This window comes from Stieleria sp. (assembly GCF_041595215.1).
Classification (GTDB): Bacteria; Planctomycetota; Planctomycetia; order Pirellulales; family Pirellulaceae; genus Stieleria; species Stieleria magnilauensis.
Map to the genome: position 1 here is coordinate 1 of NZ_JBFHKV010000568.1, position 5,382 is coordinate 5,382.

5 protein-coding genes are annotated in these 5,382 nt (G+C 59.6%); 2 read left to right on the top strand and 3 right to left on the bottom strand.

Annotated elements, in window-relative coordinates:
- Positions 1–517 (top strand): efflux RND transporter permease subunit (locus tag ABX749_RS20165; protein ID WP_372897556.1); only part of this gene is annotated, 517 nt, incomplete at its 5' end.
- 290 nt (positions 518–807) lie between these two features.
- On the top strand, positions 808–1,410 hold the full coding sequence (locus ABX749_RS20170; RefSeq protein ID WP_145222046.1) for a DUF3124 domain-containing protein: 603 nt from the start codon (positions 808–810) through the stop codon (positions 1,408–1,410).
- 151 nt (positions 1,411–1,561) lie between these two features.
- Here the strand turns inward: ABX749_RS20170 and ABX749_RS20175 are convergent, their stop codons facing one another.
- From ABX749_RS20175 to ABX749_RS20185, 3 genes are all read right to left on the bottom strand, one after another.
- Positions 1,562–3,250: a kelch repeat-containing protein gene (locus tag ABX749_RS20175; RefSeq protein WP_372897557.1), complete on the bottom strand. Its 1,689-nt coding sequence runs from the start codon at positions 3,248–3,250 to the stop codon at positions 1,562–1,564.
- A gap of 105 nt (positions 3,251–3,355) precedes the next feature.
- Positions 3,356–3,808 carry a hypothetical protein gene (locus ABX749_RS20180; protein WP_372897558.1) on the bottom strand — a complete coding sequence of 151 codons (453 nt, stop codon included), beginning with the start codon at positions 3,806–3,808 and terminating at the stop codon, positions 3,356–3,358.
- Between the two features lie 14 nt (positions 3,809–3,822).
- A partial coding sequence (locus tag ABX749_RS20185; protein WP_372897559.1) for a DUF1559 domain-containing protein occupies positions 3,823–5,382 on the bottom strand: 1,560 nt, incomplete at its 5' end.

A 5,382-nucleotide genomic window follows, 5' to 3' on the forward strand; every position in this document is an offset into this window, starting at 1 on the left:
GCCGCTGGCGATCATCTTGATCGTGCCGCTGTGCTTGTTGTTCGCGCTGATCGGAGTCTGGTTCCGAGACATGGACAACAACGTGCTGACCCAAATCGGATTCATCGTCTTGATCGGATTGGCATGCAAGAACGCGATTCTGATTGTCGAATTTGCCAAAGCGGAGGAGGACGCCGGGAAGAATCGATTTGACGCCGCGGTCGCTGCCTGCCGTTTGCGACTGCGCCCCATCTTGATGACCGCATTTTCGTTCATCTTGGGCGTGGTGCCGCTGTTGGTGGCAACGGGAGCCGGTTTCGAAATGCGGCGGGTGTTGGGAACCGCCGTGTTCAGCGGCATGCTCGGCGTGACTCTGTGCGGGTTGTTCCTGACGCCGGTGTTCTATGTCTTGCTGCGGCGGTTTGCACAAAAGAGGCAAACCGCTGCGACAGTCACACCGCAGCCCCAAGAACAAGCTGAACCCGAGCCATCGAGTGACGAGGCGGAGCTGTTGGCCGAAGGCGCGACATCGGCGTAATGCGGCAGTCGACCGCATCGCCGAATCTTAGCGAAAGAAACGGAGGGTTCGCGGCTTGTCGATTGAAGCCCGCACGCATGAGCAGGGGGCCACGCGGGGTCCCTCGCTGACGCGTTCGGGCTGGCACCATCGCGTTGCCCGTCAGCGATTCAGTTCGCTCGGACCGTCAGGGGCGGGGAATTGACCGATAACGATTTCCCCGATTGAATCGGCCGCTCGTTGTCGCTACCTTCAAGTAATAGGTAGTGACGATGGGAAACCACAACCAGGGAAGTGACGTGTCGAATCGAATGACCGAGGACCAAGCCGAAAAGATCTCCCGACAGATCAAGTTATTGATCTTTCTGTTGGTCGTCGTGCCGATCGTGCTGATCGTCATTTTCGTTGAGTTTCGGCTGCGTTCGATTGCCGGCAGCATTCCCTATCAAACGCCCAGCCTGCGCGACGAAGCTCGCATGGAAGTCGACGTGTTGCCCTGGCATCCGGTCCAAGGACAGCGGCTTTACGTGCCCGCCTATTCGCATGTTTATCACCAAAAGGGTGAGCCGTATCCGCTAACGGTGACGCTGAATATCCGAAACACCGACACGGCCAATGAGATCGCCATCACGTCGGCACGATATTTCGACACCGCCGGCAAGGAACTTCGCTCGTTACTGAGCAAACCGCTCCGTCTGGGACCACTCGCGGCGACGGAGTTTGTGATCGCCCGCGATGACAAATCGGGCGGTGCCGGCGCCAGTTTCATCGTCGAGTGGCAGGCCGGGACGAAAGTCACCCAGCCGGTCGTCGAAACGGTGATGGTCGACACCACCAACACACAAGGCCTCTCCTTCATCGCCCCGGCGGTCATCCTCAGCGAAGGCGTCCATTCCTCCGACGACGCCGAATGAAGATTTGAAGTGGCAGAATGATACGGGGCAGAATGATGTCCTGACCGCTCAGATGGCGGAGCCAGAATCATTCTGCCATCCCCATCATTCTGCCTTCTTATCGTTTTGCCCCCATCGTTTTGCCCCCTCCCGCCGAAACCGTCATCCCTCTTCAATCGCCGATCTCAATCCGGTCGATCTGTGTGAACTTTCCGATCTCCATGTCCGCACCGCCGACCATCAACAACGCACCATCGCCGGTCGGCAACATGCGGTGAAAGAATCGAGCGCGATCACCTTTGGCGATCGTCTCCCAACGCTGACCGTCGCTGGAGAGTCGATGTAACAATCCGTCCATCGTGCTGACGTAGAGGGTTTCTCCGGTCGCAAAGGAAGCCGCCCCGAATCCCATCATGCCGCGTCCGGGCAACGACGGTGCCAGACTCCACGATTCCTCTTGCGGATCAAACACGTCCACGCGTGTGGTCGGCTTGCCATCAGAATTCATGCCGCCGATGACATAAAGTTTGCCGTCGTGAGCGGCGACGCTGATCGCCCGTCGCTTGAACGGCGGCGTGGAGACAGGGTGCCATGTTGCCGCAGGATCGCTGAGATCCAACGACCACGCGGTTTGATGCCATTGGCTCTCGGTGCTCTTGCCATCCAGCTTCCAACCACCGAACACGTACACGCGATCGCCGAGGACCGCGGCGTCCAGCGACGAACGGGCTTCGGGGAGCGCCGGCAGATCCGTCCAAACGTTCGTTTCGGGATCGTAGCTGGCGACGGAGGCTTGCGAACGCAGGTCCTGCTCTTGGCCAAGTTCGTTGACGGCGGTGAATCCGCCGATCCGAATCAATCGGTTCTGATACGCGACGAGCGCCAACCCTTGCAGCGACGGTCCGCCGGGCAAAGATTTCCATTGCCCCGATTTGCCCGCCGTCAGATTCAGGCTCCAAAACCGATCGGATTGCTCTTCGGTCGAGTACGAATGGGCGTCGCCGGTGTGTCCGCCGTAGACATAAAGCGTCTCGTCGGCGATCGCCGCGCCGAAACTGGTCAGTTCCTCGGGCAGGTCGGGCAACGCGGCGGGACCGATCGAGACGCTGTTGTCCGTTTCCATGACCGGTCGTTGGGGTTCGCGTTGGGGTCGGGGTTTCGGTTCGGACGAAGACGACTTGCCGGGAATTCGAAAGGTTGCCGTCAAGTAATCGGTCGTGCTGCCGTATCGCTTTCCTTCGAGTGTTCCACTCGCTTGCTCGTCGGTCACCCCCACCACGATCGCATTCAATCCTGGTTCCACGACTTGCTTTTTAAACACCACGATCCCCGCGATGTCCGTCTCACCTGACGCTTCTTCGTGGCCGTCCTCGCAATACAGCTTCACTTGCAGACCTTCCGCCGGCTTGCCGTCTCGCAACACCGTTACCTGAACGCCTCCGCCAGTCGATGCCGTCACGATCGACTGCAGCGGTGCGTCCGATCGTGGTTCGTCCGGCCAACCACTGGGATCTGCGTGGGGCAAGTGTTCGACGTGATAGGTCAACTTCGTGTCATGATACAACCCATAGGTCACGCTGCCAGCAATCTCACGCGTCGAATCGATTGGATTTTTGCTGCGAAGCCCGATCAACGACGCGTTTTCAATCGCTGACGTCGCGATGGCCGTCTCGCCGTCGGAAAGCTCGATCGCGGCGATCGGGCCCGGCATGTGGTAGGTCCGCTCCGCCGGCGATTCGCCGAACCACAACACGGCATGGCCTTCATCATCGGTTGCCAACCAAGGCATATGCGCCTGGACGGTGGACGTGGTAAGCAAGCAGACTGCGACCGCGACTTGAAACGGTAGGAAAGATTTCATTTTGATTTCAGAGGTGTTTGATTTACTAAAGTGTGAAAGGCGCCAAAATTGTTAATTCCAACGAAACGGCCTGGTAGCCGATGCTGCAATTCATGCGCCCAATCATCATTTCAAAAACTCGACCGCAAACGCCAACGCGTTCGGCTGATCGGGCTTCAATTCGCACGTCAGTTGGCTCTCCGCATCGAACGATGGATCGATCACGGCATCAGCCGGCGGCAACGACGCGGCTTGCTCGCTGGGCAATTGGGCGAGTAATTCGGCGGGGATCATCGCCACGCGAACGCGGTACGTCCCGCCGTGCAGTCCGGCGCTGGCGGGCACCTGGAACCGTCCGTCAAACACCGGCGCCGATGCATTCGGCCCCGTCGTTTGTCGCATCGGTTCCAGCGTGATGACGGCCCCCGACAGAGGTTCGCCGGAAACGTGTACCGTTCCGGCGGCCGTGACGCTCGGTTGCGACGGAGAGTTGCATCCGGTGGTCAGTAGCATCATGGCAAGAACCGACGCCGCGGCGAACGGCAATCGATCGGCAACGGTGATTTTGCGATCCGACATCGTCGACATGCCCCTCACCACGGTGTCCTGTCGACGACTTCGCCATCGTTGCGACTGGTCAATCGATGCAACGTCACCGCATCGACCGATTCGGTCAAAAATCGCACGCTGCCGTCGCTCAACACAAACTGAACGCCGGCCGCATGGGGACCGCGAAACGATTCGTAGGATGGGATGTCGAACAGCGAGATCTGATTGGCGTTGAAACTGCCGAACGTCGAGGCGCTGGAATGATACGGATAACTGATCGCCCATTTGCCCGCACTCTGACCGCCGGATCCTGGATAGGGGAATGGCAACGAGGACGTCTCACGAACCTGGACGCCAAACTCGCCGGCCAGCAGCGTGTTCGAAGTTCCATCGGCGTTGGAGATGTCATCGACGTCTACCCAGGACATCCACGACGAGGCTTCGGGGATTCCCGCCCTGACCCGCTCGCTTTGGAACACGTTCATCGCATCGACGATCGCACCGTTGTGAAGTTGGTTGCGGTACTTTTTTGTTCCGGTGGAAATCGCATAGCTTGAATACCCGTTGGGCGTTCCACCGCTGTCGGGCAACGACATCGACGGGCACAAATACACTTCCGGTGTCTGCTTGGCCGGTTCCTCGTTCTCCGGTGCCCAAGCATCAGCGTTCAGATCAAATCGGCCGAACAACGCGTCTTGTTCGACGAATGGCAAAATGGAAACGAACGCCGTCAGCCCGGCGCGGTGGATCGGCCGTCGACCCGACCCACCGACGCGAATCCCCAACGCACTCGGCGGCAGTGCTCCGTGAACATTGTCATAGTTGTGCATCGCCAACCCGATCTGCTTCAAATTGTTGCTGCACGACATCCGCCGCGCCGCTTCGCGTGCCGCTTGCACACCGGGCAACAGCAGACCGACCAGGATCCCGATGATTGCGATCACGACCAACAATTCGACCAGCGTGAACGCATTGCGCGAGGTGCGCGGCAATCGTCGGGGGGAACGGCGAATCGATGGGCGTGATCTTTGAAGTCCCACCCGGCGTCGGCGCCGCAGCACCAGCCCGCCGGCGACGATTCCCAACAACGCCACGCTACCCGGCTCCGGCACCGCTGATGGCGTGATGAAGGGCGTGTTTTGGGTGAACGTGTCGACTCGAAATTGATCCAGCGACATGCTGGTGGATTGGGCGTTGAAGTCGAACCGATACTCCGGCTGCGACGAGTCCAAATCCCACAGGGCGAGGTAGCTGACGCCTTCACCGCCAAAGGTTCCGCCCAACGAAGTACGCGCGGTTTCAATCACAAAACTCGGCGCGATCGTGCCGGCGGTGGCCGCGGAGGCACTCAGCAAGATCGATGAGTAGTCCAGTTCGGATCCCAGCGTTTCAAATTGCGCCACGATCCGCGTGAATCCGCCGCCGGAGGTTCCCGATCGGACCGTTGCGTACGCTTGGGTCAAGAAACTGGAACTGTCCCCAGGACCGAACAGACCGCCGTACGCGTTGCCGCTGGAGGCCAAGGACTGGTTGGATTCGAAGGTCAGCGAACTGACCGGTCCGCCATCACCAAAACTCTCGTTCGCGGCCGGCGACGTCCCCGC